A 26,941-nucleotide genomic window follows, 5' to 3' on the forward strand; every position below is an offset into this window, starting at 1 on the left:
GTCCCGCGGACCGTCTCACCTCTCGCGGGGCTCCCGAAGCTGGAGGCGTGGCCCTTCCGCTGCCCGTGGCGCAGTGCCACACTCAGACCGAGGCGAGCACTCGGCATACGGGCTTGCGGTGCTGCCGGCCACGAGAGGGAAGCCACCATGAAGAGGCAGCCTGCCCACGTTGTAGTGGTCGCCGGCCTGGCGGCGGCCTGCCTGGTCGGACCGGCGGCGGGTGCCAACGCCTCGGCCGACCTGTCCACGGTGCCGGCCGCATCTGGCGCCCAGGCGGCGGAGGGTGAGTTCATCGCCGCGGTCGACTTCAGCTCGTTGCAGGCACGCGATGTCCGGGGAGACAAGTGCGAGTTCACAGTGAACGGCACACTGTCGTTCACCGGCACAGTGGACGGCGACGCGGTCGGCACCACGACCGCCGTGGTCTTCGCGCCCTGCGCCGAGGCGCTCGCGTCGCCACCGGGGACCTACTTCGACGTCTTTCGCTTCGAAGGCGACTTCACCGGTGACGTGCTCGGCGAGCCCGCGAGCGGGTCGCTCAGCTATGCCGGCCTCACCCGCGTCGGCGGAGCGATCGACGCGACCGTCATCCTCGACGGTGACGACGCGCGAGCGGTCCTGCGGGCTGACTCGCAGGTTGCCGTCGGTGGCACCTACACGGGGGTCGCCAAGCGGTCCTGAGTGCGCCTCGGCGGCAGCCGGTGCAGTTCCAGCGCAGTGATCGCACCGTCCTCGACGGCAGCGGTCGTATAGGTGCAGTACGGCTCGCGCCGCCGGTCCGTCGGCGACCCCGGGTTGAGCAGCCGCAGGCCGTCGTGCTCGGAGTCCCACGGGATGTGGCTGTGGCCGAAGACCAGGACGTCCAGGTCCGGGTATGCCGCGCGCATCCTCTCCCCGCGCCCCACCTTGCTGCCGGTCTCGTGGACCACGCCCCACTGCATACCCTCCAGCTCCGCCCGCGCCACCTCGGGCAGGCGGCGGCGCAGCTCCGGTCCGTCGTTGTTGCCATAGACCGCGACCAACCGACGGGCCCGGCCCTCCAGCTCGTCGAGCAGCGCCGGCGCCACCCAGTCCCCCGCGTGGATGACGACGTCGGCGCGGTCCACCTCGTCCCACACCTGGGCGGGCAGGCCCCGCGCCCGAGCCGGGACGTGGGTGTCGGCCAGCAGGAGGAGCCGCAGTCCACTCATCCGCCCACGCTAACGCTGGTCACAGATCGGTGGATCGCTTCCGTCCGTCGACCAGGGCCTGTTTGATGGGGGCTGGTTCAGTGCTCCTTGGCGTCGATTGTGCCGGGTTGGCCCGACTAGACCCGATCGCGTTTAAACACACACCGCAAGCGATGACCGTAGCGGTCGGAGTGTTCGGCGCCCTTTTCTTGGCCTCGGCCGCCTGCTACTCCTCCTGTTGGGGCAAGCGCCCAGTGAACTGAGAGTCCCCTACAGACAAGCACAGTCGGGGTTGCCGACTGTTCGCTAGTCTCACCCCATTAAGAAGCAGTCCAGGGCGGCAGCGAGCTAGGCGCCCGTCAGCCAGGACCGCGACGGGAAGTCCTGGACGTGACACGCCGAGTCAAGACTGCCGAGCCCCCTTCTCTGGACCCATCGGATGTTGTATTGCTATTTCAAGTCAAGGGACGCCGCTGCGCGGGGCCCGGTTACCAGTGCACGGCCGCTTCATCCGAGTACTCGTGGGTCCGACGCCAACCACTGAACTCCCCTGGTGGGCCAGCCGGGGGAGAAGCACCGTCATAAACCCACTGATCAGGCGGCGGCGCAGCCGCTCCGATGCCGAAGTACCAACCGCTGACCGTCCGACGCCAGGCCCACCAACGCTGACCGCGCCTGTCGACTTTCAAGACCACGTCTGCTGTGCCCGGTAACCCCTGCCCCTTGAACGGCTCGTCGCCAAGAATCTCCAATATGTCCGACGGGTACCGCCCACCCCGATTCCGGTAGTGCCCCATTTGGCAGGCAGCCAAGAACTCTAGAGCACGCCTCGTTGCCTGGAACTGTCTCTGGTCCAGGCGCCGCCCCTCGTCGTCGAAACCATCAACTCCTGCGTATCGGCGCAACCGTTCCTGCGCCTCCCGCTCGCGCTTCTCGAGTTCGTCGTCGGCGCGAGCACCCGCTTCGTAGGCCCGGAAGGCTTCTCGCAGCGTCGACGCTAGCGCTATCTCTCGCCATACACGCCGCGCCCGCTTGTCCACGCGTTGAACCGACAACCGATTTTTTAACACTAGAGCGACCTTGCCCCGCCAGGTGGATGCGCCCGGTTGCACTCGAAATGACATAGTCGTGAATGCCCTCTCATACGCGGCAATTAGTGCAAACATGTAGAGGAACGGCAAGAGGATGAATGTTAGCACCGCTGGCGTGGCAACACCAGCAAGGAACTGGCTCAGAACTTCGTCGCCCCAATTGCTCACGAGCCAGATCACGGCACGCACCATGAACACGATGCCAACCACGGCTACTAGCGCATCTAACAAAGTTCGGGCTGGGGTGTCCCGATACTCTTTCCTATTATGTGCCAGAAATTGCATCGGCATAAGGACGATGAGTAAGCCCTGTAATAGTAATTCTACTATGAAATGGAATGGCCAGGCGTTCATAAGGAAGGTGATGAAGGCCGGTATTCCTATCGTTTCGCGGGCGATCCTGGGAAAGTATCCCTTTTCACTCATCGAGCGAGTCGAGTTGAGATACAGGACAACCGCCGATGTGAGGTACCAAGTCAACGTCGGAGTGAAGAGGTTGAAATCCCACACGCCGAGGCGATAAGCCCAAACGATAGCCGCGCCAATGTAGAGAGTCATCAGCACGAACGACGCGATGATCTTCCAACTGGCTAGGGCGCGAAACAGGGCCCCCAAGGACTGCCGCGTAGGCCGGTACACCACGATCCCGCAGGCGAACAGCAGGGCCCATACAACCGTCGCCCACTCTCTCGCATTCAGCTCCATGCTCTGAGGCTACGGTCCGGGACCGACTCGGTGACCGACGATCCAAAGGGGTACGGTCAGGAGCTTGTGGGCTTGTCGGCTACGTCCCTCCCGCTACGCCCACGCACCTCGTCTTATCAGTCGTACTGCGCCGCCTGCACCAGCAACGTGTCGGTGACGGTGCCGCGGGGCAGCCCCACGACATACTCCACGGTGTCGGCGATGGCGTCGCTGCTCATGACCAGGGCAGGGTCCATGTCGGGGGTGCTGGACCACCGCATCGGGGTGTCGGTCGGGCCCGGGCAGAGCGGGACCACGCGGATGCTCTCGGGCGCCAGCTCGCTGGCTAGGGCCCGGGCGAAGCCGAGCACACCGGCCTTGGCGGCGGAGTACGCCACGACCGGGTAGCCCTTGAGCGCGGTCTTGGAGGAGACCAGGACGATCGTGGCATTCTCGCTCTGGCGCAGCCGGGGCAGCAGGGCGTGCACGCCGACGTACGCCGAGGTCAGGTTGACCGACAGCATCCGCTGCCAGTCCTCGAAGGTGGTCTCGCTGATCGACTTCATCAGGCTCTCGCCGACGGTGTGGACCAGCACGTCGACCGGTCCGTCGAGCACGGCGAGCAGCCCCTCGAGGGCGTCCGGGCGGGTGAGGTCCGCGGTGGTCACCGTGGCCGTGCCGCCGGACGCGGTGATCGCGTCCGCGACCTCCTGCAGCTTGGCCTCGGTGCGCCCGACCAGGTGCACGTGCGCGCCGCGGGCGGCGAGCCGCTCCGCGACCGCCCGGCCCATCCCCTGGCCGGCTCCGATGACGACTGCTGTCCTGCTCACGAGGTCTCCTCGACGGTTGCTTGCGCGCTGTGCTGGCTCAGGAAGCGGATCAGTGTCCGCACCCCGAACCCGGTGGCCCGGGCGTCCAGACCGCTGCCGGTCATCGCCGGACCGGCCATGTCCAGGTGCGCCCAGGGGATCCCCTCGGGCACGGACTCCCCCAGGAACAGAGCGGCGGTGATGGCCCGCCCCGAGTCGGCGCCCGGGTGGTTGCGCACGTCGGCGCCGGGCGCGACCGAGCGGACCTGGCTGCGATAGCGGGTGGCGTAGGGCAGCGGCCACCACGCCTCCCCCACCTGCTCCCCCGCGGCCTGCAGGCGCTCGGCGACCCCCGCGTCACGCCCCACCACGGCGCCGATCTCGGGGCCGAGGGCGATGATCGCCTGGTAGGTCAGGGTCGCGACGTCGATCACCAGCGCCGGGTGCTCGCGGGCCGCCATCGTCAGGGCGTCGGCCATGAGCACGCGCCCCTCGAAGTCGGTGTCCACGACCTCGATCCCCTTGCCGGACAGGGACCGCACCACATCACCCGGCCGGGTCGCGCCCGGCCCGGGCAGGTTCTCCGCCAGCGGGAGGTAGGCGACCACCGGCGCCTCGGCGCCCACCCCGCGCAGCGCGGTCATCGCCGCGAGGACCGTCGCCGCACCGGCCATGTCCGAGTGCATCCCCACCATGGCCGACGGGTCCTTCAGCGACAGTCCGCCACTGTCGAAGGTCACCCCCTTGCCCACCAGGGCCACCGGCGACGCGTCACCACCCGCCGGCTCGGGCCGGTAGGCCAGGCGCACCAGGCAGCTCGGCTCGCTCGACCCGGCACCGACCGACAGCAGCGCACCGAGGCCCTGCTCCTGCAGGGTCGCCTCGTCGAGGCAGCTGAACTCCAGCCCGTATGCCGTGGCGAGCCGCTCGGCGCGAGCGGCCAGTGAGGTGGGGGTCAGCTGGTTGGCCCGGGCGTCGACCAGCTCGGTGGCCAGGCCCACCGCCTGCGCCATGGCGCAGGCCTCCGTGACCGCCGCCTCGACCCCGGGGTCGTTCGGGAGTTCGGTGAGGTGCAGCCGCAGCCGGTCTGCCGCGGGGTGGCTGTGCACGCCCTCGAGCAGCCCGGCCGTCACGGCGCCGACCGCCGGCAGCAGGCCGAGGCTCCCCTCAGCGTCCGCGGCCAGCCGCACTCCGACGACCAGGTCCGGCCCGTCTGCCGGGATGTCCTGCACGAGCCGGCGTCCAGCGGTGCGGGCGGCACGGTGCACCGTCTCGCTGTCGAGGTGCGCCTCCGGACCCAGCCCGACGTGGAGCTCCGGACCACCCTCGGCGAGCACCACACAGCACTCGCCCGCGGCGCCCGTGAAGCCGCTCCAGGCGGTGTCTCCCCCACCTGCGAGCGGGCTCGTGTGTCCGGTGACCTGCACCGCGACGGGCAGGTCCCCGACCGCCTCGGTGGTGACCCGTGGTCCAGCCGACTCGTCCTCGCTCACTCGCGCCTCCTGCATACCGGGATGTGCCCACCTGACCCCGTCAGCATGGTGACGGGCCGGACCGGCGCGTCGTGCTGCCGGCACAGGGTCGGTGGCACCCGGTGGTCCGTCTGCACTGCTGAGGGGTGGGGGTCGGTTTCTAGCCTGACCGCGTCTACCAACGAAGGAGCAGCCATGGGCCAGCATCGAGTGTCGATGGACATCGGGGGCACGTTCACCGATGTCATCAGCTATGACGAACAGAGCGGTGAGTACCGGGCGGGCAAGTCGTCCACGACGCCCCAGGACCTGACCGAGGGGGTGTTCACCGCCCTCTCGTCCCTGGTCAGCGAAGTCGAGGACATCTCCTTCCTGGTCCACGGGACGACGCAGGGGCTCAACGCCTTCCTCACCCGGCGCGGGGAGCGCGTGCTCCTGCTGGCCACGGAGGGTGCGCGCGACCAGCTGCACATCGCCCGCGGTCCGCGCTGGAAGCTCTACGACCTGCACTACCGCAAGCCGGAGCCGCTGGTGCCGCTCTCGGACATCGTCGGCATCCCGGGCCGGATGACCTTCGAGGGCGAGGAGCTGCGCCCGCTCGACGAGGACGCCGTCCGCGCCGCCGCGCAGCGGGCCCGCGAGGAGGACATCCGCGCCATCGCGGTGGGCTACCTGTTCAGCTTCCGCCACCCGCAGCACGAGCTGCGCACCCGCGAGATCCTGCGCGAGGAGCTCGGCGACGAGGTGACCATCTCCCTGTCGCACGAGGCGGCGCGGGAGTGGCGGGAGTACGAGCGCACCTCCTCCGCGACCGTCGAGGCCTACACCGGCCCGGTCATCCGGCGCTACCTGAGCAAGCTCGAGCAGTCGCTCGACGACAAGGGCCTGGCCGTGCCGCTGCACGTCATGCAGTCCTCCGGCGGCATCCTCACCGTCGACTCCGCCCGCGAGCGCCCGCTGCAGACGCTGCTGTCGGGACCGGTCGGCGGGGCCATGGGCGGCGTCGCGCTCGCTGACCTGCTCGGCCGGCAGAACCTCATCTGCGTCGACATGGGCGGCACGTCCTTCGACGTCTCCCTGGTCGTCAACGGCGTCCCGGACACCTCGCCCGAGACCACCATCGAGGGCCTGCCGCTGCTCATGCCGGTCGTCAACATCCACACGGTGGGCGCCGGCGGCGGCTCCATCGCCTGGCTCGAGTCCGGCGGCCTGCGGGTCGGCCCGCAGTCGGCCGGGGCCAACCCCGGCCCGGCCTGCTACGGCCGCGGCGGCGTCGAGCCGACCGTCACCGACGCCAACCTGGTTCTCGGCCGGGTGGACCCGAAGTGGTTCGCCGGCGGGCAGATGGACCTGGACGTCGAGGCGGCCCGCACGGCTGTCGGGGCGCTCGGCGAGCAACTCGGCCTGTCCGTCGAGGAGATGGCCGAGGGCATCTGCGACGTGGCCAACGCCAAGATGGCCCAGGCCATCCGCACGATCACCGTTGCGCGGGGCATCGAGCCCCGCGAGTTCACCCTCGTCGCCTTCGGCGGGGCGGGCCCGATGCACGGGGTCTTCCTGGCCGAGGAGCTCGGCATCAAGGAGGTGATCGTCCCCCGCTTCCCCGGTGCGTTCTCCGCGTGGGGGATGCTGCAGTCCTCCATCCGCAGCGACCAGTCCGAGGCCTTCTTCTACCGCGACGAGGACCTGGAGCCCCAGGTCATGGCCGACCGCCTCCGGGCGCTGGGCGCCGAGGTCTCCGACTTCCTGGCCCACGAGGGCGTCGCGCCCAAGGACACCGTGCTGCAGTTCGCTGTCGACGTGCGCTACGTCGCGCAGGAGTACACCATCACCGTGCCGCTCAACGACGCGGAGGAGCCCACCACCCCGCAGTTCCTGGGCGGGCTCTCCGAGCGGTTCGCCAAGATGCACGACGAGCGCTACGGGCACTCCAACCTGGGTGCCCCGATCGAGCTGGTGACCCTGCGCGTCACGGGCCTCGGCGACCTGGGCCGGGCGCAGCCCGCGACCCAGCCACAGCAGTCCGGCGCGCTGCCCGCGGACCGCGCCGACGTCGTCTTCTCGGGCGCGCGGCAGTCCAGCGCCCTGCTCCGCCGCTCCCAGCTCGGCTCCGGCGCCAGCCTGGCCTCACCCGCGGTCGTCCTGGAGGAGACCGCCACCACCGTCGTGCCACCGGGCTTCACCATCACCGTCGACCCGATCGGCAACCTCATCCTGACCACGGAGGACAACTCATGAACACCCGCACCGTCGATCCGGTCACCGTCGAGATCATCCGCAACGCCCTGTCCGCCGCGGCAGAGGACATGAACGCCTCCCTGATCCGCTCGGCCTACACGCCGATCATCTACGAGGGCGGCGACTGCGTGGTCGCCCTGCTGGACGACCAGCACCAGGTCCTCGGCCAGTCCGCAGGGCTGCCGATCTTCCTGGGCAACCTGGAGACCTGCACCATCGCCACCGAGGAGATGTTCGGCCGGGAGTGCTGGCAGCCCGGCGACGTGTGGATCCTCAACGACAGCTATCTGGGCGGCACCCACCTCAACGACGTGACGATCTTCGGCCCCGTCTTCGTCGACGAGACCCTCGTCGGGTTCACCGCGTCCCGGGCCCACTGGATCGACGTGGGTTCCAAGGACCCGGGCGGCTCGATGGACTCGGTCAGCATCTTCCAGGAGGGCCTGCGCCTCGGTCCGCAGAAGCTGGTCGAGGGCGGTCAGAAGGTCGCCGCCCTGATCGACACGATCGGCCGCAACGTCCGCTTCCCCTACCCCACCACCGGGGACATGAACGCGATGATCGCGTGCATCGAGATGGGGCAGCAGCGGCTCGCCGAGATCACCCAGCGGTTCGGGCTGTCAGCGCTCCGGCAGGCGCGCGACGACATCTTCGCCCAGACCGAGCAGCTGGAGCGCGAGGTCATCGCCGGGATCCCCGACGGCGTCTACACCGCCGAGGGCTTCCTCGACAACGACGGCATCACCCTCGAGGAGCCGATCCCCGTGCGGCTGACGATCACCGTCGCCGGCGACAGCATCGACTTCGACGTGCGCGACTCGGCCGACCAGGCCGTCGGCCCGGTGAACTGCGGCTACGCCCAGACGGTGTCGGCCCTGCGCGTGGGCTACAAGCTGCTCGTGAGCCCGGACGTCCCCGGCAACGGCGGGTCGTTCCGTCCCATGACGGTGCAGGTCCGCGAGGGCTCGGTCTTCGGGGCGGTCGCCCCGGCCGCGTGCCAGTGGTACTTCTCCCACCTGGGCCTGCTCATCGACATGGTGGCCCGGGCCCTGGCACCGGCGATGCCGGAGCAGGTGGCCGCCGCAAGCCACGGCGACTCCATGATCGTCATGCTGGCCGGCGCGGACCCGCGGGTCGACCGCGACTACGTCAGCCTCGAGGCCACCCTCGGCGGCTGGGGTGCCTGGCAGGGGTCGGACGGTGAGAGTGCCCTGATCAACAACGTCAACGGCTCGCTGAAGGACCTGCCCATCGAGGTCTTCGAGGCGCGGTTCCCGTTCCGCATCTCCGACTACGGCATGCGCCCCGACAGCGCGGGCCCCGGCCGGTGGCGCGGTGGGGTGGGTGTCGTCCGCGAGTACGAGGCCCTCACCGACTGCACGATCTCCCTGTGGTTCGAGCGCGCGGTCACCCCGCCCTGGGGCCTGGAGGGCGGCGGCGAGGGCGTCGGTCCCGAGGTGATCATCAACCCCGGCCGGGAGGACGAGCGCCGGATGCTGAAGTGCAACGGCCTCCGCCTCCGCAAGGGCGACGTCGTGCGCTGCCTCACCAGCGGTGGCGGCGGCTACGGCGACCCGGCCGAGCGCGACCGCGCTCTCGTGCAGGCGGACATCGACGCCGGCATCGTCACGACCGAGCACGCGCGGGAGGCCTACGCCTTCATCGGCCCCGTGATGTAGGCGGCGAGGTGGTGGACCAGCCGCCGGTCGGGGTCGTCGACATCCAGCCCGAGCCCCCGGATGCGCTCCATCCGGGCGGTCACGGTGTTGCGGTGGACGCCCAGGCGGGCGGCCGCGCGGCTGGTCGAGCCACCACAGTCCAGGTAGGTGGCCAGCGTCAGGACGAGCTGGTCACCGTCGCGGTCCGCCAGCAGCGGCGCGAGGGTGTCGGCGGCCACCTCGCGCAGGTCGGGGCTGTCGGCCGCCGCGACGAAGGCGCGCGCTCCCAGCGCCGTGAACGAGGCCACGCGCCGTTCCGGCAGTGAGCGCGCCGCCCGCGCGGCCAACAGCGCCTGCTTGAGCGTCCGGCCCAGCCCGCTCGCGTCGCTGACCACAGACCCCAGGCCGGCCACGAGGTCGACACCGAGGTCGAGCGAGGCCAGGGTGGCCTCCACGCGCTGGGCCACCTGCCGCAGCGCCTTGCGCTCGCGCACCTCCCGGGTGACCTCCTCGTCCAGGTCGTCCGTCGTTGGCGGCAGCACGTCCCACAGTGCCCAGCCCTGCTCGAGCGGCACCGGCCGGGACAGTCCCCGGCTCGTGTCCCAGGCCGCCGCGAGGGCGATGTCGAAGCCCGGGGCGGGCGGCCCCTCCCCCGCCGTGAGCAGCACGATGCCCACGAGATCGCCGCTGAGATCCCACCCCAGGTGGCCAGGGACAGCGCCCGCCCTCTCACCCTCACGGCTGCCCGCCTCGGGCGTCGGGCTGATCAGCTGGTGCAGGGTCCACCGCTCGACCTCCGTGCGCCGGACCAGGTCCAGCAGGTCCGAGGCCTCCGCCGCCAGCACGTGGGCGCGGGCGATCTCCATCGTGGCCCGCACGGTCTGGGCCCAGGCCACCGAGCCGTGGTCGAACACGGCGACCAGGGACCGGCCCGCCACGTGGTCCAGGGCCGACAGGTCGACGCGGATCACCGACCCCGACCAGGGCGCGGGCGGCAGGGAGCCCACCAGCACGCCGTCCCGGCTCCCGCAGACGGCCACCCGCACACCGGGCAGCTCCTCCTCCAGGACCGTCAGCATCGCCGGCACCGTGCTCTCCCCCGCCAGCCGGGCGGCGCACGAGGCGAGGTGCCGGGCCCGCGCCGCCTCGGGCGCGCTGATGATGGCCGACAGCTGGAGCGCCAGGTCCGAGAGGTTGCCGTCGTAGAAGCCCACCGGGACCGAGAGCCGGTGGGCCAGCCGGGTCACGCCACCGGCGACCCCGGGCTCGAGCTGGCAGACCACGCAGCGCACGTTGCGCTCCCACGCATACCGCAGGGCGATCGGCACCGCCCACGCCGCGGTGGCCACCGGGGTGTCCAGGACCACCACCGTGCCGGGGCGGCAGCTGCGCATGTCCTCGACGTCGGAGACGAGGCGCACGGCGTGCACCTCGCGGTCCAGCCCGGCGCTGACGGGCAGGTGGACCGCCCGCAGCGGCTCGGTCCGCCGGAGCTCACCCCAGGTGATCGCACCACGCTGGGGTGCGGTGTGCCCGGGACCTGTGGTTGATGGGGGCGCGGTCACGGGCTCTCCTCACCGGGGAACGGGCAGCGGCTCACGGGACGGTCGCCGGTCGGTTGATCGGGAGGCCGAACGACGCCGGCCCGGCCAGCTCGACCCCGGCGGGGGTGTACCACCGCTCGTTGGCCGGCAGCACCAGGATCTCGACGACGTCGCCGGCCTTGAGCTCGAGCATGTCGACCATCCGGCGCCGCAGCGGGTCCAGCAGGCAGATGATGTCCGGTGCGGCCGCGGCAACCGCCCCGTCCGACAGGACCAGCACCGCCTCGTTGCGGACCTCCAGCTGCAGCTCACCCCGCTGCGGAGCCAGGTCGTCGAGCACGATCGTCACCGGACGGGCGGGCTGCCGCGAGGCCGCCGTCACGCCCCGGTGCTGGCTGATCTCGCGGACGCGACCACGCCCGAGGATCCGGCCACCGAGCTGCTGCGCGAGCCGGGAGCCGAGCTGGTCCCGGTCGGAGACCAGCAGCCGCCCCGCCTCGGCGCTGCGGGAGACCGCACCCGGGATACCCGCGGCCACCAGGGTGCGGACGGGAGACGGGTACAGCGCGCAGCACAGCCACCCACCGGCACCCGAGACGGCCGCCCTGGTCAGGGTCTCGGTCCGCTCGGGCGCACACTGCAGGGTGACGATGTCACCCCAGGGGCCGACGCCCGCCAGGGGTGCCGCCGACAGCCCACCGAGGGTGTAGGTGGTCTGGTCGATGAGGGGCAGGATCTGCCCCTGTCCGTCACAGTCGAGCAGTGGCAGACCGGTCAGGCACGCCGCCGCCACCGTGAGCAGCAGGTTGGGGCCGGACGCGTTCAACGGCGCGAGCGCGGCCACACGGCGTCCCAGGACCCGCTCCAGCTCCCGGACCGCCATCAGGGGCGCGTCATCCCGGAACGGTGTCTCCTCCACGGCCGTGAGCGACCCGACCATGCCCACGCACGCGGCGAGGTCGTCGGGACCGAACAGGCGGTCGACGTCCTCCGGCGCGACCAGCTCCACCGGGCCGCGGTCCGCCCAGACGTCCCGCACCCACAGGTCGTGGTAGCCGGGCGAGGTGCTGGCCGCCGAGATGACGCCCAGCTGGCTCCCGGCGAACAGCTCGTCGAACGACTCGACCGACAGCCTCACGAGACACCGCCTGTCGTGGTGCCCACGACCTGCACCCGGATGAGGACCGGCCCGGAGTTCAGGAACGACAGGGGGGAGGCCTGGTCGGCGATCGTGACCTGCTCGGCCGGTGCCCCCACCGCTGACAGCACCCGCCCCCGGGCCAGCTCCCTGGTCAGGTTGCGCTGCGCCCCGAGGTCGCCGATGTCCTCCACGACAGCAAAGCGCACCACCTCGCTCTGGGCGCGCGCAATCGCGGCGCCGAGCGCACAGACCCCCGCCAGGTCCTCGTCGAGGGCGACGGCCTCCGGCACCTGCCGCACGAGCTCGGCGGCATAGCGCTCGAAGTCGGCCCGGCTCTCAGCCGACCATCCCGAGCGGTCCGGCGGGGTGCCCGGCACCAGCAGGACGCTCTGGTCACCACCGAGCAGGTCGCTGCTCAGGTGCTGCCCGGGAGCTGTGCCGCGCACCGAGACGTGGGCGGCGTGCCGCTGCGCGACCCGCACGTCCGGCACGTCCGGGAGCGAGCGGAAGTGGTGGGCGCGCAGGACGCCGCCCTCCAGCGTGAGCAGGCGTGCCCGCTCCGGGCTCCACACCAGCACCAGGGCGGTGTCGGTCCCCACCAGGGCGGCGGCACCCTGCGCGAGCGCCGCGGGCACGGTGTCCACCAGCGACCAGGGGAACAAGCGGGCCTCCTCGCGGCCGATCCGCGAGCCGTCGGCCCGCAGCACCGACTGGTCCTCGAGCCGGAGCCCGGGTGACGCCTGCGCGACGAGGTCCAGCAGCCGACCGGCCGGGCCGAGCAGGGCCGCGTTGAGGATCGCGGCGTTCTCGCGCTCCATGTACCGCCGCCCGCCGACCTCGTGGGAGAGCACGACGGGGCGGTCGGTGTGGCGCACGAGGTACTCCGCCACCGCGAACTCGGTGTCGGACTCCAGGAGCGCCCCGACCGCGGCGACGGCGATGACGTCAGCCTCCTGGGCATCGGCTGTCCGCAGGGCCGCGTCCAGGACCGAGGTGTCGATCGGGTGCGGGGACCGGCCCAGCAGGTCGGTGCCGCCGACCAGGTGCACCCAGCCACCGTCGACCTGGTCCCGCAGCCACTGCGGCCAGCGCAGCAGGGGCTGCTGCCCCGGGCCCAGGGCAGGGGCGATCCGCACCGTGGTCACCCGGCCCAGGCGGACGCCGGCGCCGGGGCGCAGCACGGCGTCCAGGACCGGCCCGATGTCCAGGACCGACCCGTGCAGCGGCTCGGGCCAGGCCGGGTCGAGCAGGCCGTCCAGGTGCTGGGTCAGCTGGGCGTCCCAGACCTGCGACCCCGGCAGCCCCTCCAGCGCGGCGCTGCGCAGGAGCGGGGTCGCGGCGCCCGGGTCGGGCCCGGCCGGCAGCAGCCCGACCGCGACCGACCCGGGCGCGATGCGGACTCCGACGGTGCCGTGCACCACGTCATTGTCGGTCATCGGGCGGACGATGACGTCCCCGCTCCCGCTGGCTACTTCCGCTTCCTGCGCAGCACCTGGTCGACGCTGACGGCGATGAGGATCAGGGCTCCGGTGAGGACCTGCTGGTAGGTCGTGTCCCACCCCAGCAGGTTGAAGCCGTTGCTGAACAGCTGCAGGATCAGGACGCCCGCGCCGGCCCGCCAGATCGCCCCCTCACCACCCATGATGCTCGTGCCGCCCACGACGGTCGCGGCGATGGCGGTGAGCTCCAGCCCGGTGCCGAGGCTGGCCTGCGCCGAGCCCGCGCGCGAGGCCAGGACCAGGCCGGCGAGGGCCGCGCAGGTGCCGCTGATCACCAGGGCCATGATCCGCGTGCGCTCGACACTGATGCCCGCCAGGCGAGCGGCCTCCGGGTTGCCTCCCACGGCATACAGGCTCCGGCCGAAGTTGGTGCGGGACAGCAGCACCCAGGTGATCGCCAGGACCGCGAAGAACAACCAGGAGGCAAGGGTCAGGCCGATCGGCTGCACCGCGTAGTTGAGCGTGCGGAAGTCGATCATCTGGTCGGTCAGGGGGTAGACGATGGCGCCGCCGGTCATCAGCACGGCCACGCCGCGGAAGACGATGCTCGAGGCCAGCGTGGCGATGAAGGAGTGCACCCCGATGCCCGTGACGATCAGCCCGTTGACCAGACCCAGCAGGGCCCCGACGGCCACGGCCACCAGGAAGCCTGCGGCGACCCCGAACTCCTGGGTCGCCAGGACCCCGACGATGGCACTCACCGCCAGCACGGCGCTGGAGGACAGGTCGAAGACGCCCGAGATGATGCACAGGGTGGCGCCGCAGGCCAGGATCCCGACGACGACGAGCTGGTCGGCCAGGTTGCGCAGGTTGCTGCCGGTCAGGAAGGTGTCGGTGGTCACCGACAGCACGAGCACCAGCACCGCGATGCTGATGACGATGCCGTAGTCGCGGGCGAGCTGCGAGCGCCGGCCGCGCCGCTCCTGCGGAGTCGGTGTCGTGCTCGTCGGGGCGGTCTGGGGGACGGTCGCGGTCATGACAGGTCCTCTCGTTCGGCGAAGGCGGCGGACAGCACGCGTTCGGGGGTGGCTTCGGGTGCGTCGACCTCCGCTGTGACCCGGCCCTGGCGCAGCACGACCACGCGGTGCGCCATGTTGATGACCTCGTCGATCTCCGAGGAGATCAGCAGCACCGCCATGCCGTCGGCGGCGAGCTCGGCGAGGAGCCGGTGGATCTCGGCCTTGGCGCCGACGTCGACCCCTCGGGTGGGCTCGTCGACGATGAGCAACTGCGGGCGACGGGCCACCCACTTGGCGAAGAGCACCTTCTGCTGGTTGCCACCGGACAGGGTCCACACGGGGCCCAGGAGGTTGGCGCCCCTGACGTTGAGCCGGCGGACGGCGTCGGCCGCCAGCGCGCGCTCGGCCCGGCCGCGCCGCAGGCCCCAGCGGGCCAGCCGCCGCATGCTGGGCAGGGTGACGTTGCTGGCGATGGACTGGTTGAGGTGCAGCCCCTGGTCCTTGCGGCTCTCGGGCACCATCGCGATGCCGGCCCGCATCCCGTCGGCCGGGGACCGGACGCCGACGGGGCGGCCGTTGACGAGGACCTCTCCCCGCTCCATCCGGTCGGCGCCGAAGATGAGGCGCGCCACCTCGGAGCGTCCGCTGCCGACCAGGCCGGCCAGGCCGACGATCTCGCCCCGGCGGACCGTGAGGTCGACGTTGCGCACGGCGGTCGACCGGACCAGTCCTCGGGCCTCCAGGACGACCGGTGCGTCCGCGGCGACCTCCGGCAGCGGCGGGAACATCACGTCGACCGCGCGGCCGGCCATCGCGGTGACCAGCGACTCGGCGGTCTGCTCCGCCGCGGGCCCGGTGAGGATGTGGCGACCGTCGCGGAGCACGGTGATCTCGTCGGCCACGCCGAGGATCTCCTCGAGGAAGTGCGAGACGAGCACCACGATGACACCCTGGTCCGCCAGCCGCCTGACCAGGGCCAGGAGGGCCTTCGTCTCGGTGTCGGTGAGCACCGCGGTCGGCTCGTCCATCACGAGCAGCCGCGAGCCGCGGGAGACCGCCCGCAGGATCTCGACCTGCTGCTGCGCGGCGATCGACAGCGCGCCGACGACCCGGTCGGGGTCGAGCCGGAACCCGACCCGCTCGCAGAGGTCCTCGTAGCGCCGCCGGTCCTCCGCGCCGCGGAGGAACCCGCCCCGGCTCGACCAGTCGCCCAGGAAGACGTTGTCCAGCACGGTCCGTGCCGGCACCGTGGTCAGCTCCTGGGAGATGATGCTGATCTGCCGCGCCAGGGCGTCGGCGGGGTTGCGCAGCACCACGGGCTCACCGTCGATGACGACCGAGCCGGCGGTGGGCCGCTCCACGCCGGTGAGGATCTTCATCAACGTGGACTTGCCGGCGCCGTTCTCACCGACCAGCCCGTAGACCCTGCCGGGGGTGAAGGAGACGCTGACACCGTGGAGTACCTGGGTGCCGGCATAGCTCTTCACGATGCCCTGCAGGGCCACGCCGACTGTCATTCGTCGTACTCGCCCTGGATGTCACCCACGGTGTCCTGCGTGCACCGGCCCTCGACCGGCGACAGGGCCGCGGAGGTGTTGGTGTCCGGCACGTCGACACCGCGGGCGGCGGCCAGGCCCAGCGCAGCGGCAGTGGCGCCCGCGGTGCGCTCCGGCAGGCACACCGTGCCGAACCAGTCCCCGGCGCGCACGGCGTCCACGGCCTGACGCGAGCCGCCGTTGCCGATGAAGGCGATCTCCCGGTCGCCGGCGACGCCCGCCGCCCCGGCCACGGCCTGGGAGGAGCCGATGACGACGTTGACGTCCGGGTGGGACTGCAGGATGTCCTGCATCGCCGTGCGTCCCGAGTCGCGGGTGTAGCCGCCCTCGACCGAGGCCACGAGCTCGACCCCGTCGGCACCCTCGAGGACCTCCTTGACGGCGTCCGTCCGGGCGTTGTCCAGCGGCAGGCTCTTGAAGCCCTCCAGGTAGGCGACCTGGCACGGGTCGACCCCGGCCTCCTCGCAGGCCTCCACCCCGAGCTCACCGAGGGTCGTTCCGTTCTCCGTGGGCACGTCGACGAGCGTGATGGTGCCGTCGACCTGCGGCTCGGCCGTGTCGTACTGCGTGCCGACGGGCGTGAACTCGATGACCACCGTGATGTCCTGGGCCAGGGCCTGCTCGATGGCCGGCATCACCGCCGTGCCGTCGTTGGCCTGGACGATGAAGACGTCGTAGCGGCCCGACGTCACGGCGTCCTGGATCTGGCTGGCCTGCTTCTGGGCATCGAAGTTGGGGTCGAGGAACTCCGCGGTCGCGTTGTGCTCCCCCGCATACTCCTCGATGCCGGCGAAGGTGGCCGCGGCGAAGGAGTTGGCCCGGGCGAAGCCGAAGAAGGCGACGGACAGCTCCTCGTCCTCGGGGGCCTCGGGCACCGAGTCCGGTCCGGTGATCTGGACGGCGCTCGCGGTCCCGCCGGAGCCGGAGGTGCTGGCGGAGTCGTCGTCACCGGCAGCGTTGGCGTCGGGCTTGTCGACGGAACAGGCCGTGAGGAGCAGGCCGCTGACGGCAAGCGCAGCGACGGCCGATCGGGGGTGGGTCCAGAGCTTCATCGATCGTTCCTGTCATTCGGGTATGCGGTGTGGCCGCTGCGACGGCACCCGCGGGGGTGACTGAAGGTACGAAGGTGCGGGCCGGGGCAATTGTGCACCGCGCACGGGCGCGGCGGTCGCCGGTGTGCAGCGCGACCGATCTGTCGGGTCCGGGCGCTCGCAGACTGCAGGTCCGCGGGTGCAGGTCACCCCGTTCTGCGCTGACACAGGAGGAGCCATGGACCGGACCACGCGTATCGCGGTGGACGTCGGAGGCACGTTCACCGATGTGGTCAAACTCGACCCCGGCACCGGGGAGCTGGTCTTCGACAAGGTCTCCACCACGCCGCAGGCCCCGACCGAGGGGGTGCTCAGCTCCTTCGACAAGGCCGGTGCCCCGGTCCACGAGGTCGCCATGTTCACCCACGGCACGACCCTGGGCCTCAACGCCCTCCTGACCCGCAACGGCGCCCGGATCGCGGTCATCGGGACCAAGGGGTTCCGGGACGTCTACCTGCTGGGACGCACCGACCGGCGCGTCAACTACGACATCACCTACCGCAAGCCCCCGGCCCTCATGGAGCGCTACGACACCTTCGAGGTCGACGAGCGCAGCACCTTCGACGGGGGCGTGCACCGCCCCCTGGACGAGGACGACGCCCGGAGGGTCGCGAGGGAGGTTGCTGCCCGCGGCTACGAGGCCGTGGCCGTGGCGTTCCTCCACGCCTACGCCAACCCCGAGCACGAGACGCGGATGGGGCAGATCCTGGCCGAGGAGGCCCCGGGGGTGGCGGTGACCCTGTCCCACCACCTGTCCCGGGAGTACCGCGAGTACGAGCGCACCAGCACCGCCGTCATCGACGCCTACATCAAGCCGATCGTCACCCGCTACCTGGCCGCCCTGGAGGACGAGCTGGCGCAGGCCCGGTTCGGGGGACGCTTCCTGATGACCCGCTCCGGGGGCGGGGCGATGACCGCCTCCCAGGCACGCCACCAGCCGGTGAGCCTCATCCTCTCCGGGCCCGCCGGAGGCGTGATCGGTGCCGCAGCCCTCTCCCGCATCATCGACCAGCCCAACCTGATCACCATCGACATGGGAGGCACGAGCCTGGACGCCTCGCTCGTCCTCGACCACGAGCCGGTCGTCTACCAGGGTGCGGAGTTCGAGGGCCTGCCGATCAACACCCCCTCGCTCTACATCCACACGATCGGCGCGGGCGGCGGCTCCCTCGCCTGGCTCGACGGGGCGGGCGCCCTGCAGGTGGGCCCGCAGAGCGCCGGCGCGACGCCGGGTCCCGCGTCCTACGGCAACGGCGGGACGGAGCCGACCTTCACCGACGCCGCGCTCACGCTCGGTTACCTCGGCTCGGAGACCGCCCTCGGCGGCTCCCTCACCCTGGACCGCGACCTGGCGCTGAAGTCCCTCGAGCCGATCGCCCAGCAGCTGCGGATGAGCGTGGGGACGCTGGCCCGCGGCATCGTGCAGATCTCCAACACCAAGATCATGGGCGCCGTGCGGGCGATCACCGTCGACCTCGGGCGCGACCCGCGCACCTTCACCCTGCTCTCGCTGGGTGGCGCCGGCGGCCTGGTCGCGGTCGACGTCGCGCGCGAGCTCGGCATCCCCACGGTCGTCGTGCCCCCGGGCCAGGGCGCCTTCTGTGCCTTCGGCATGCTGATGGCCGACGTCCAGCACGACTTCTCGCGCACCCAGGTCATGCCGCTGGCCGAGCTGACCCGGGAGGCGGCCGACGACGCCTTCCACGCGATGGAGGCCGAGGGACGGTCGCTGCTGGAGGAGGAGGGGTTCCCGACCGACCGGCAGACGATGGTCCGCACCCTCGACGTCCGCTACTCCGGGCAGGAGCACTCGGTCACCCTGCCCTTCCCCGACGGGGACACCGACCTCGTCGGTGCCGTCGGCGCCTCGTTCGCCGAGCTGCACGAGCGGCTCTACGGCCACGTCATGCAGGACCCGGTCGAGATCACGACCCTGCGGGTGCAGGCGGTGGGCGCGGTCGAGCGTCCGGTGCTGCCCACCCTGCCGACCCGCACGTCCGGCTCCCCCGAGCCGGCGGGGGTGCGCTCGGTGTTCCGCTCGGACGACGAGCCGGCCGTCCCCTATGCCCTGTACACCCGGGAGGACCTGCTGCAGGGCGACCGGATCCAGGGGCCCGCCGTGGTGGCCGAGCGGACGGCCACGACGGTGCTGCACGCCTCGGAGCACTGCGAGGTCGGTGCCCTCGGCGAGCTGGTCATCACCCTCACCCACGACGACGCAGGAGCCAACTGATGAGGACGGGCACGGACAACATCACGACCGAGGTCATCCGGCACGGCCTGCTGGCCGGCGCGGAGGAGATGGCACGCAACCTGTGCCGCACGGCCTACAACACGGTCGTCTACGAGATCCACGACTACGGCCTGGGCATCCACGACGCCGCCGGCGACGTCGTCGCGGACGCCCCCGGCATCGCGATCTTCACCCGGGGCAACGACCACGGGATCAAGAAGTCGCTGGAGTTCCTGGGCGCGGACGCCATGGGCGAGGGTGACGTGTTCATCCTCAACTACCCCTACTGGTCGGCCGCCCACACCCTCGACCCCCTGGTGTTCGCACCGATCCACCACGCCGGCCAGCTCATCGGCTTCGCGTCGTGCCGCATCCACGTGCTCGACCTCAAGCAGAAGGACCCGGGCTACGTCCTGGACTCCACCGACATGTCGCAGGAGGGCATCTTCTTCCCGTGCAGCCGCCTCTACCGCGGCGGCGTGCAGAACGACGACATCTTCAACCTGATCCGCTTCAACAGCCGGCTGCCCGAGCGCACCATCGGCGACATCCAGGCGCAGGTGTCCGCGTGCATCACCGGGGTCCGGCGCACGCAGGAGATCGCCGAGAAGTACGGCACCGACGTGCTGGTGGACGCGATGGCCGCCATCAACGACCACGGCGAGCGCCTGGCGCGCCTCGCCCTGGACAAGCTGCCCCGGGGCACCTGGACCGCGCACGACTTCGTCGACAACGACGGGGTCGACCTGGACCGGCTGATCCGGATGAACGTCACCGTGACCATCACCGACGAGGAGATGGTGATCGACTGGACGGGCAGCGAGATGAACGTCCGGGGCCCGATCAACTGCCCGCGCGGCCTGACCGAGGCGCTCTCCAGCCTGGTGTTCAAGTCCCTGACCACGCCGGACACCTCGGTCGTGGCCGGCAACTTCCGGCCGCTGCGGATCATCACCGAGCCGGGCTCGGTGATGCACGCCGAGCCGCCACAGCCGACGTTCACCCTGTGGACCGGCCTGATCGCCGGCGAGGTGATCCTCAAGGCGCTGGCCTCCGGCGGCATGGAGGGCGTGCCCGCGGCGTCCGGCGGTGACGTGTGCTCGATGATGGGCCTGGGTGTCAACCCGCGGAACAACGAGCCGTGGCTGGAGGCGACCAACGAGGCGGTCGGCTTCGGCGCGACGTCCGAGGACGACGGCGAGGACGGCATCATGCACCTGTCCGAGCCCGGGTGCCGCAACAACCCGATCGAGGTGCTCGAGTCCAAGTCGCCGATGTTCATCGAGTCCTACGGCTACCGCACCGACACCGGTGGCGCGGGCACCTTCCGCGGTGGGGTCGGCGTCGGCCGGACCTACCGGTTCCTGAGCCCGTCCACCGGGATCTGCCTGGTCTACAAGACCGTGACCAAGCCGTGGGGCGTCGAGGGCGGCCTGGAGGGCGACAACAACCACATCGTGCTCAACCCGGGAACGGACCGCGAGAAGGTGCAGGGCGGCAGCTACAACCACCTCGACACCGGCGACGTCCTGGTCAACAACACGGGCGGCGGGGGCGGCCACGGCGACCCGGCCCGCCGGGACCCGGCGCGGGTCGCCAAGGACGTCCGGAACGGCTTCGTCTCCGTCCGCGCGGCCGCCGAGCTGTACCGTGTGGCCGTGGATCCAGTGACGTTCGAGGTCGACCAGGACGGCACCCGGCGGCTGCGGGAGGGGGTGTCCTCGTGACCACTGTCGTCATCACGGACGTCGCCGTCTTCGACGGCGAGTCGGAGTCCCTCGTGGACGGACCGGTGGTGGTCCGCGACGGCCTGATCACCGCCGTCGGTGAGGCGGCCCGCGAGCAGGCCGACCCGCACGCCGAGGTCATCGAGGGGGCGGGGCGCACCCTCCTCCCCGGTCTGATCGACGCCCACTTCCATGCGTATGCCGTGTCGCTGAGCATGGTGGAGAACGAGGGCCGACCGTTGAGCTACGTCGCGCACGTAGCGGCGGGCCGGCTGGGCCGGGCCCTGGCGCGCGGGTTCACCACGGTGCGGGACGTGGCCGGCGGGGACGCCGGCCTCGCGTCGGCCATCGGCGAGGGCCTGTTCAGCTCACCGCGCTACCTCTACACGGGGCCGGCGCTGAGCCAGACCGGGGGCCACGGCGACCCGCGCTCGGCCGACCTGGAGATCTGCGTGTGCGGGGGGCACTCCACCGAGGTCGTGGACGGCGTGGACGACCTGCGCCGCGCGGTCCGCGAGCGGTTCCGCACCGGCGCCCACGCGATCAAGGTGATGACCTCCGGCGGGGTCATCTCCCCCACCGATCCCCTGCGGATCCCGCAGTACTCGGCCGAGGAGCTGGCGGCCGTCGCGGAGGAGGCCGACCGCCGGGGCAGCTACGTCGCGGCCCACGCCTACTCCCCCGAGGCCATCAGGCACTCGGTAACAAACGGCATACGCAGCATCGAGCACGGCAACCTCCTCGATGAGGAGTCCGCGGCCCTTATGGCCGACCACGGCGCGTTCCTCGTGCCCACCCTGGCCACCTATGCGGCCATGGGCCGGCGCGGTGAAGAGCTCGGCATGCCGGCGGTCTCGCGCGACAAGAACGCCGAGGTCCTGGACGCCGGGCAGCACGCCGTCCGGCTCGCGCTCCGCACCGGGGTGCGCGTCGGGTTCGGCACCGACCTCATGGGCACGCTGGAGACCGAGCAGCTGTCCGGTCTGACCCTGCAGGCCGAGGCCATCGGGGCCTACGAGACACTGCGCTCGGCGACGTCGGTCAACGCCGACCTCATCGGGCGCCCGGACCTCGGGCGCATCGCCCCGGGTGCCGTCGCCGACCTGGTCCTCGTGGACGGGGACCCGCTGGCCGACATCAGCGTCCTGGCCGACCCGTCCCGCCCGCGGCAGGTGCTGCAGGCCGGCCGGACCGTCACCGGCTGAGCCGTCTCCCGTCCCGACCGGGGCGGACCGTCACCTGCTCAACCGCCTCCCGCCCCGCCCGGGCGGAGGATCAACGGCGTGGCTTGGCGGTGCCCTCACCCAGGGTGAGCATCAACCGGTTGGCCCAGGTGAACATCGCCGCCACGGCCGCGGCGTCCATGACCTCGGCGGGGGTCAGGCCGGCCTGCAGCAGCGCCGCGACGTGACCGGAGTCGACCGCGACCGGCGTCCGCGCCACGGCAGCCCCCAGCGTGGCCAGTGCCCGCTCGCGGTCCGTCGGCAGTGCCGCCGGCCCGTGGTGCTTCAGCAACGGGCCGGAGCCGGTCTCCCGCGACAGCGCGAACAGCCGGCGCCCGTGCACCGAGGCGCAGAAGGAGCACCCGGTCTCCAGGGACGTGGCGAGGGCGACCAGCTCGCGGTCGGCGCGGTCCAGCTCGCCGGGCCCCGTCATGATCGCGTCGTAGAGCGCGGTCCGCAGCGCCAGCAGGTCCGGCACGTGGTTCAGGACGCCGTAGTAGTCGGAGGCACCCTTGGCGTCGTCCGGCGCTCCCGGCGAGTCCACCGTCCGGGCGAGCACCCAGCCGGACCAGTCCATGAGTGGGAACTCGGTGCGCGGGTGACCGAGCTCGTCGCCGTCCACCGGGGCCTGCGGCAGGGGCTGGCTCTCGGTGGTGCCGTTCAGCGCCTCGTCGAGGAGCGCGTGCGAGCGGAGCAGCCGCGACAGGAAGATGGCGAAGGTGGCGACCTGGCTGGCGCCGACGATCTGGGCCGGACGCACCCCCGCCTCCGTGAGCGCGCTGATGGCCCGCTCCCCGCAGGCCGTGGGGTCCAGCGCCATCGACCGGACGTGGTCGAGGAGGGCGGTGCGCGCCGGGCCGGTGAGACCGCCGTCGGTCGCGCGGTCGGCCTCCGCCCCGTCGGTCGCGGGCAGCACCAGCTCGTCCCCCGTCGCCTCCAGGGCCACCCGCGCGACCTCGGTCGCCTCGGCACGGCTCAGGGCGTCGGTGCGGCGCGTCGGGTCCTGCCCGAAGACGGCCTCCCAGAACTCCTGGGTGTGTTCACGCGTGGTGTCGCGCAGCCTGTCCAACGGGGGTCCGGGCAAGGTCATGTCGGGCCTTTCCATGAGTGAGCGCGGCGCGGGCCACGGCGTCGGTGTCGCGCAGGAAGCGCGAGTTGGTGCGGGCGAGCGGACCCAGCTGGGTCCCCCAGTGGATCGACTCCAGCGGCACGCCGATGGCATACAGCCCCGCCTGCTCCTGGCCCTCGCTGTTCACGAGCGCATAGGGCTGGGGGCCGACCTCGAGGGCGCCCGACACGAAGTCGGGGGCCCCGGGGTCCGGGATCACGTAGGGGCGGGCGTGCCCCTCGTCGACCAGCTGCCTGATCAGGGGGTTGCCGGAGTGGGCGGCGTCGGCCGGCGGGAGGTGGGCCTCGAGCAGGCCCTGGCACCGGTGCTCGGTGCCCGCGACGGCGGGTGAGGTGACCACGAAGTGGTCCTCGCGTGCCTCGACGCGCATGTCGGGGCCGGCAGGGATCACCAGGCCGGCGTCCACCAGGGCCCCCAGCTCGAGGATGCGCCGGGCCGGCGGGCCGCTGGCCAGGGCGCCGCCGAACCCGCGGAACCACCCCTCGATGTGCCGGGAGTAGGACGTGCCGGTGAACCCGCCGTAGCGGGCCAGGTTGCGGATGGGCGCCCGGCCGGCTCCCAGGGCGACCGAGGCGCACTTGAGCGCGCTGCCGTAGCCGAGCTGGGACTGCGCGTAGTCGTGGGCGAGGTCGGCCCTCCACCACGCGGTGAGCTCGGCCTGGTCGGCGAACGTGCGGCCCCGCAGGGGCCGGTCCAGCTGCTCGAGGTCCAGGCGGTCGGCCTCCTCCGGGACCATGTCCGCGAGGGCGCGCGTCAGCCCGGGGTCGCCCCACTCGTGGTCGTCCAGGTGCGACACGAGCTCGTCCAGCTCCACGGTGAGGGCCTCCGGACGGGTGGCGGCCAGGACGGAGTAGTAGGTCCACAACGTGTCCTTGGCGACGTAGGGCCACAGGTCCGTCATGAAGTCCAGCTGTCGCCCGGCGCCCGCGAGCAGCTCCAGGTGCTCGTCGGTCAGGTAGCGCCGCTCGAAGGTCGGCGTCATGGTGCCGAAGGCCCCCTTGGCCCGGTAGGGCACGCCGCGCCGCGAACCGGCCACCATCACCGGCTCCCGACCGGACGGCTCATAGACCAGGCCGCCGTCGCCGGTCTCGGTGAACCGGCCGCCCCGCCCGGTCGTCAGCAGGGACATGTAGTCGAAGAAGTTCATGCCCAGGCCGCGGACCGCCAGCTTCTCCCCCGCCGCGACGCCGTCGAGGTCCTGGTCGATCGGGTTCGCCGGAGGGCCATGGAACAGACCGTGCCGCCGTGCGTGCTCCTCCAGCTGCGCCTGGCGCGGGCCCGCCCTGAGGTCGCTGTGCCCGGTCGCCAGGACCACGGCATCGACCAGCCAGGACCCACCGGTGGTGCTGACGCGGTAGCTGCCCGCGTCCTCCTCCAGACCCTCGGCCTCGGTGTCCAGGGGACGGACCGCGATGACCTCCTCCGGCACCGGCGTGAGGGACATGGAGTCGGGCAGCCGGGTCAGGTCCTGGGCGTGGCACCACTCCAGGTAGCGGCCCAGCAGCTTGCGGGACGGATGGCTCCACGGTTGCAGCCGGCCCGCCTCGTCGACGATCTCGGGCTCGTGACCTGCGGGCTCCGCGGCCACGACGGTGGTGGCCCACTCATACAGCGTCGGTCCGGTGACCAGCCGGCCCTCGCAGGCCACCGTGTCGTCGGTGAAGTGGGTCGCGTCGGCGCACAGGGTGTTCATCAGCAGGTGGTGCGGCTGGTCCCCGCTCCAGATCCGACCGCTGCCGAACGGGTGCGGGTCCATGAGCAGGATCTGCACGGGACGCGGGCCGGCGAGCTCGTGGTTGGCGATGAGCCGCTCCACGACGGAGGCTCCGCGCGGCCCCGCCCCGACGACGGCGATCCGTAGCGGTGTGTCAGCCACGCCTCAGCCCTCCGACCGTTCGCTGCGCTTGTAGCCGCGCAGGTAGAAGTAGAGCGCGCCGGTCAGCAGGATCGCCGTGCACACGGCCAGGGCGGAGGCGACACCGACCTGCTGCTGCTCGAAGGCCAGCGACCGGATGGCCAGCGGCACGGTGATGGCCGACCCGGAGGGCCCGCCACCGTTGGACAGCAGGAAGGGCACATCGAAGTCGTAGGCCGTCCAGATGGTCCGCAGCATCATGCCGGCGATGACGACGGGGATGATCGAGGGCAGGGTGACGGCGGTGAACCGGTGCCGCCACCCGCCGCCGTCGATGGCGACCGCCTCGTAGAGGTCTCGCGGGATCGTCTGCAGCTTGGCGAGGACGATGATGACGAAGAACGGGGTGTACTTCCAGACGTTGACCAGCACCAGCGTGGGCATCATCAGCTGCGGGTCGGACAGCCAGTTCAGCGGCTCGTCGATCAGCCCGAGGCTGCGCAGGGCGTAGTTCACCACGCCCGTGACGTCGTTGAACATGAACCGGAAGACCAGGGCCGCGACGATCGCCGGCACCATGTAGGGCACCAGCACGAGCACGCGCGCGATGCGCTGGCCCCGCAGGTTGAGGTTGAGCAGCATGGCGATGAGCACGCCTATCCCCACCTGGAGCACCATGTTGGCGACGGTCCAGTAGACGGAGCGCCCGAACGCCGCCCGGATCTGGGGGTCGGTCACCAGGGCGACGTAGTTGTCCATCCCGACCGGGGTGAGCGCCCCGGTGTTGATGTCGACGTAGTTGAAGCTGTTGAGCACGGCGACGCCGAAGGGGTAGACGGCGAAGACTCCGATGAGGACCAGCGCCGGCGCGACCAGCAGGTGCGCCAGGGTGCGGTCGCTGAGGCTGCGACGCGTCCTCATCCCTTCACCGCCCCTTCGGTCAGGCCGGAGACAAGCCACCGCTGGGCCATGAAGAACAGCACCAGGACCGGCAGGATGATCGTGATGGCCGCGGCCATCAGCAGGCCCCACGACTCGGTGCCCATGTGGCCCATCAGCAGGAAGATGGCCGGGTTGGCGGGCAGCTTCTCGTTGCTGGTCATCAGGGTCGAGGCGAAGAGGTACTCGCTCCAGGCCGCGTTGAAGGTGAAGATCGCGGTGGAGACGATCCCCGGCAGCGCCTGGGGCAGGACCACGCGGATGAAGGCACCGAACCGCGTGCACCCGTCGATCATCGCCGCCTCCTCGGTCTCGATGCCGAGGCCGTTGAAGTAGGACCGCAGGATCCACAGCGCGAAGGGCAGCAGCGTGGCGGCGTACAGCACCGCCAGGGCCACCCTGTTGTCACCCAGCCCGTTGCCGATGAGGATCTGCGTGATCGGCACCAGCACCAGGATGGGCGGCAGCAGGTAGGCCAGCAGCGACAGCTCGCCGACGGCGCGCACGGCGCGGTAGCGGAAGCGGCTCATGCCGTAGGCCGCCATGACACCGAGCACCAGAGCGGCCGCCGTGGCCGTCGTGGAGACCAGCATGCTGTTGATGAGGTACTGCTGGAACCCGTAGACCTCGAACAGGCTGGTGAAGTGCTCCATCGTGAAGGAGCGCGGCAGGAAGGTGGGTGGGTAGGCCGCGATCTCGCTGTCCACCCGGAAGGCGTTGAGCACGATCCAGTACAGCGGGATGATCGACCCGAGCACCACGACCGCCAGGCACGCGTACTGCAGCACCCGCACCAGGCCCATCCGGTGGCGGGTCAGGGGGTCGCGTCGTCGGGCCGGCGCGGTCGCCGGTGGCGGGGGTGCCGCCGGTGAGGGCGGGGGCAGGGTCGTGGCTTCGGCCATCTCACTCAACCTTCGTGGTCAG

The 26,941-nt window shown here is 71.5% G+C and carries 20 protein-coding genes; 6 read left to right on the top strand and 14 right to left on the bottom strand.

The window, feature by feature from the left end; genetic code table 11:
- Nucleotides 1-147: 147 nt before the first annotated feature.
- On the top strand, nt 148-681 hold the full coding sequence (locus tag DA085_RS05760) for a hypothetical protein (RefSeq protein WP_154402112.1): 534 nt from the start codon (nt 148-150) through the stop codon (nt 679-681).
- Here DA085_RS05760 and DA085_RS05765 read toward each other — a convergent pair.
- From DA085_RS05765 to DA085_RS05780, 4 genes are all read right to left on the bottom strand, one after another.
- On the bottom strand, nt 654-1,190 hold the full coding sequence (locus tag DA085_RS05765) for a metallophosphoesterase family protein (RefSeq protein WP_202619118.1): 537 nt from the start codon (nt 1,188-1,190) through the stop codon (nt 654-656). The genes DA085_RS05760 and DA085_RS05765 overlap by 28 nt on opposite strands.
- Nucleotides 1,191-1,657: 467 nt before the next feature.
- Nucleotides 1,658-2,965 (bottom strand): hypothetical protein, encoded by a 1,308-nt coding sequence (locus tag DA085_RS05770; protein WP_109471999.1) that lies wholly within the window; start codon nt 2,963-2,965, stop codon nt 1,658-1,660.
- A gap of 116 nt (nt 2,966-3,081) precedes the next feature.
- Nucleotides 3,082-3,774, bottom strand: coding sequence for an SDR family NAD(P)-dependent oxidoreductase (locus tag DA085_RS05775; RefSeq protein ID WP_161958427.1), 693 nt, complete (start codon nt 3,772-3,774; stop codon nt 3,082-3,084).
- Nucleotides 3,771-5,246: a M17 family metallopeptidase gene (locus DA085_RS05780; protein WP_109472001.1), complete on the bottom strand. Its 1,476-nt coding sequence runs from the start codon at nt 5,244-5,246 to the stop codon at nt 3,771-3,773. The genes DA085_RS05775 and DA085_RS05780 overlap by 4 nt, the downstream gene beginning before the upstream one ends.
- A gap of 174 nt (nt 5,247-5,420) precedes the next feature.
- On the opposite strand from DA085_RS05780, the gene DA085_RS05785 reads away from it, so the two are divergent.
- A complete protein-coding gene (locus tag DA085_RS05785) occupies nt 5,421-7,463 on the top strand; it encodes a hydantoinase/oxoprolinase family protein (RefSeq protein ID WP_109472002.1) in 2,043 nt (680 codons plus the stop codon).
- Nucleotides 7,460-9,142: a hydantoinase B/oxoprolinase family protein gene (locus DA085_RS05790; protein ID WP_109472003.1), complete on the top strand. Its 1,683-nt coding sequence runs from the start codon at nt 7,460-7,462 to the stop codon at nt 9,140-9,142. The genes DA085_RS05785 and DA085_RS05790 overlap by 4 nt, the downstream gene beginning before the upstream one ends.
- Here DA085_RS05790 and DA085_RS05795 read toward each other — a convergent pair.
- From DA085_RS05795 to DA085_RS05815, 6 genes are read right to left on the bottom strand one after another with little or no spacing between them, the layout of a single operon-like run.
- Nucleotides 9,115-10,686, bottom strand: a complete 1,572-nt coding sequence (locus DA085_RS05795; RefSeq protein ID WP_109472004.1) for a PucR family transcriptional regulator — start codon at nt 10,684-10,686, stop codon at nt 9,115-9,117. The two genes, DA085_RS05790 and DA085_RS05795, sit on opposite strands and share 28 nt — an antisense overlap.
- A 31-nt stretch (nt 10,687-10,717) precedes the next feature.
- Nucleotides 10,718-11,803: a DUF917 domain-containing protein gene (locus DA085_RS05800; RefSeq protein WP_161958428.1), complete on the bottom strand. Its 1,086-nt coding sequence runs from the start codon at nt 11,801-11,803 to the stop codon at nt 10,718-10,720.
- The gene (locus tag DA085_RS21135) at nt 11,800-13,242 is read right to left on the bottom strand and encodes a hypothetical protein (protein ID WP_161958429.1); all 1,443 of its coding nucleotides are present in this window, start codon (nt 13,240-13,242) and stop codon (nt 11,800-11,802) included. Before DA085_RS21135 ends, DA085_RS05800 begins: the two co-directional genes overlap by 4 nt.
- A 32-nt stretch (nt 13,243-13,274) precedes the next feature.
- Entirely contained in the window at nt 13,275-14,282 is a 1,008-nt protein-coding gene (locus DA085_RS05805) for an ABC transporter permease (RefSeq protein WP_109472006.1), read from the bottom strand.
- Complete coding sequence (locus tag DA085_RS05810) at nt 14,279-15,781, bottom strand: sugar ABC transporter ATP-binding protein (RefSeq protein WP_109472007.1); 1,503 nt, start codon at nt 15,779-15,781, stop codon at nt 14,279-14,281. The genes DA085_RS05805 and DA085_RS05810 overlap by 4 nt, the downstream gene beginning before the upstream one ends.
- Complete coding sequence (locus tag DA085_RS05815) at nt 15,778-16,872, bottom strand: sugar ABC transporter substrate-binding protein (protein ID WP_109472008.1); 1,095 nt, start codon at nt 16,870-16,872, stop codon at nt 15,778-15,780. The genes DA085_RS05810 and DA085_RS05815 overlap by 4 nt, the downstream gene beginning before the upstream one ends.
- Before the next feature lie 217 nt (nt 16,873-17,089).
- On the opposite strand from DA085_RS05815, the gene DA085_RS05820 reads away from it, so the two are divergent.
- Genes DA085_RS05820 through DA085_RS05830 form a run of 3 tightly spaced genes read left to right on the top strand, consistent with a single transcriptional unit; the run spans nt 17,090 to nt 22,076 of the window.
- Nucleotides 17,090-19,144: a hydantoinase/oxoprolinase family protein gene (locus tag DA085_RS05820; RefSeq protein WP_109472009.1), complete on the top strand. Its 2,055-nt coding sequence runs from the start codon at nt 17,090-17,092 to the stop codon at nt 19,142-19,144.
- Complete coding sequence (locus tag DA085_RS05825) at nt 19,144-20,871, top strand: hydantoinase B/oxoprolinase family protein (RefSeq protein ID WP_109472010.1); 1,728 nt, start codon at nt 19,144-19,146, stop codon at nt 20,869-20,871. Before DA085_RS05820 ends, DA085_RS05825 begins: the two co-directional genes overlap by 1 nt.
- Nucleotides 20,868-22,076, top strand: a complete 1,209-nt coding sequence (locus tag DA085_RS05830) for a metal-dependent hydrolase family protein (RefSeq protein WP_109472011.1) — start codon at nt 20,868-20,870, stop codon at nt 22,074-22,076. The genes DA085_RS05825 and DA085_RS05830 overlap by 4 nt, the downstream gene beginning before the upstream one ends.
- A 70-nt stretch (nt 22,077-22,146) precedes the next feature.
- Here DA085_RS05830 and DA085_RS05835 read toward each other — a convergent pair whose 3' ends face one another.
- From DA085_RS05835 to DA085_RS05850, 4 genes are read right to left on the bottom strand one after another with little or no spacing between them, the layout of a single operon-like run.
- Nucleotides 22,147-23,163, bottom strand: a complete 1,017-nt coding sequence (locus DA085_RS05835) for a peroxidase-related enzyme (RefSeq protein WP_109472012.1) — start codon at nt 23,161-23,163, stop codon at nt 22,147-22,149.
- Nucleotides 23,135-25,099: an FAD/NAD(P)-binding protein gene (locus DA085_RS05840; RefSeq protein WP_109472013.1), complete on the bottom strand. Its 1,965-nt coding sequence runs from the start codon at nt 25,097-25,099 to the stop codon at nt 23,135-23,137. Before DA085_RS05840 ends, DA085_RS05835 begins: the two co-directional genes overlap by 29 nt.
- 3 nt (nt 25,100-25,102) lie before the next feature.
- On the bottom strand, nt 25,103-25,999 hold the full coding sequence (locus DA085_RS05845) for a carbohydrate ABC transporter permease (RefSeq protein WP_109472014.1): 897 nt from the start codon (nt 25,997-25,999) through the stop codon (nt 25,103-25,105).
- On the bottom strand, nt 25,996-26,919 hold the full coding sequence (locus tag DA085_RS05850; protein ID WP_202619119.1) for a carbohydrate ABC transporter permease: 924 nt from the start codon (nt 26,917-26,919) through the stop codon (nt 25,996-25,998). The genes DA085_RS05845 and DA085_RS05850 overlap by 4 nt, the downstream gene beginning before the upstream one ends.
- Nucleotides 26,920-26,941 lie beyond the last annotated feature (22 nt).

Source organism: Ornithinimicrobium cavernae (assembly GCF_003121625.1).
GTDB classification, from domain to species: domain Bacteria; phylum Actinomycetota; class Actinomycetes; order Actinomycetales; family Dermatophilaceae; genus Ornithinicoccus; species Ornithinicoccus cavernae.